Annotated in this window: 2 protein-coding genes; one reads left to right on the top strand and one right to left on the bottom strand. The window is 64.5% G+C overall.

All coding sequences use genetic code 11. The annotated features are described in order from the left end of the window. Positions 1-821 (bottom strand): 2-isopropylmalate synthase (locus RMO30_RS04935; protein ID WP_309710279.1); only part of this gene is annotated, 821 nt, incomplete at its 3' end. Between the two features lie 185 nt (positions 822-1,006). Between RMO30_RS04935 and RMO30_RS04930 the strand changes: the two genes are divergently transcribed. Further along, positions 1,007-1,629 (top strand): hypothetical protein (locus RMO30_RS04930; RefSeq protein WP_309710277.1); only part of this gene is annotated, 623 nt, incomplete at its 3' end.

Genomic DNA, 1,629 nt, shown 5'->3' with positions numbered 1-1,629 from the left:
TCGGCTCCGGCAAGGTAGCCGAGTTCGGCCGCGGCGATGGCGGTTCCGCGGTCGTTGTGCGGGTGCAGCGAGAGCAGCACGCTGTCGCGGCGGGCGAGGTTGCGCGACATCCACTCGATCGAGTCGGCGTAGATGTTCGGGGTGGCCATTTCGACGGTCGCCGGCAGGTTGATGATCATCTTGCGGTCGGGCGTCGGCTGGAAGTGCTCGATGACGGCGTTGCAGACCTCGAGGGCGTACTCCAGTTCAGTGCCGGTGTAGCTCTCCGGCGAGTACTCGTAGTAGATCTGGGTGCCCGGCACGGTCGCCTCGTACTGCGTGCACCAGCGCGCACCCTGCAGAGCGATCTCGAGGATCCCGGCCTTGTCGGTGCGGAACACGACGTCGCGCTGCAGCACGCTCGTTGAGTTGTAGAAGTGCACGATCGCCTGCTTGGCACCCTTGATCGACTCGTAGGTGCGCGCGATCAGCTCTTCGCGAGCCTGGGTCAGCACCTGGATGGTGACGTCATCCGGGATCAGGTTCTCGTCGATCAGCTGCCGTACGAAGTCGAAGTCGGTCTGACTGGCCGACGGGAAGCCGACCTCGATCTGCTTGTAGCCCATCTTCACGAGCAGCTCGAACATGATGCGTTTGCGCTCCGGGCTCATCGGGTCGATGAGCGCCTGGTTGCCGTCGCGGAGATCGACGGCGCACCACATGGGTGCGCGTTCGATGGTCTTCGTCGGCCACGTGCGGTCAGGCAGGTCGGTGGTGAACTGCGCAGAGTAGGGGCGGTAGCGATGTACCGGCATCCCGGAGGGGCGCTGTGTGTTTCTCATGGTCTCTGGGTCTCTCAGGTCGAAAAGTTTGTCAGCCGACGACGAACTCCGCGACGAGGGAGGCTAGGAAACTAGACCTCGTCGCGGCAGCTAAGAAGGAGCAAGCCGAAACGCACGAATCCAGGGTAGCACCGCTCGGATCGACGACTACAGTGAGGCTCGTTCACACCCTTTGGAGGCAACCCATGTCACGCACCCCTTTGCTCCGCGCGGCGCTCGTCGTCGCCATGGGCCTCAGCACCGCTGCACTGCTCAGCGGATGTTTCGGACCCGCTCCTGCTCCCGTTGAGACTCCCAAACCCACCCCCAACTTCGGCTCGATCGGCGGCGATGAGTCGCCGGTTCCGATCGAGACGGGCGTACCGATCGAACCCGTCGAACCGTCTGAGACCGGGTTCACCTCCGTCGTCGATGACCTCGGCGTGCTCACCGTCGCCGTCCCCGACGACTGGACCGAGGTCGACGGTCAGCCGTTCACGACCGACGCCGGCCAGGAATGGGCCGCGATCACCGTCTCGCCCGACATCCAGGCCTATTTCGACACCTGGAGCGTTCCGGGGCTCGAGATCGGCGCGACCGGAACCTCCGGGGTGACCGACGAAGGCTTGCTCGGTCTGCTCGCGTCGATCACCGAGATCTACGGCTCGTGTGAAACAGTCGTCTCGGAGGCCACGGCCTACGATGACGGCATCTTCACCGGCTTCGAGTCGGTCTTCGAGGGCTGCGGTTCCGACAACACGTCGGCGTTCGCGATCGCCAGCACGAACTCGGCAGGCACCCAGGCGGTGTTCGTGCGTGCGCAGATCAC

The organism is Pseudolysinimonas sp. (assembly GCF_031389465.1).
GTDB lineage: Bacteria > Actinomycetota > Actinomycetes > Actinomycetales > Microbacteriaceae > Pseudolysinimonas_A.
The sequence above is the reverse complement of the archived record's forward strand: the minus strand, read 5'-3'. Positions and strand labels throughout refer to the sequence as shown.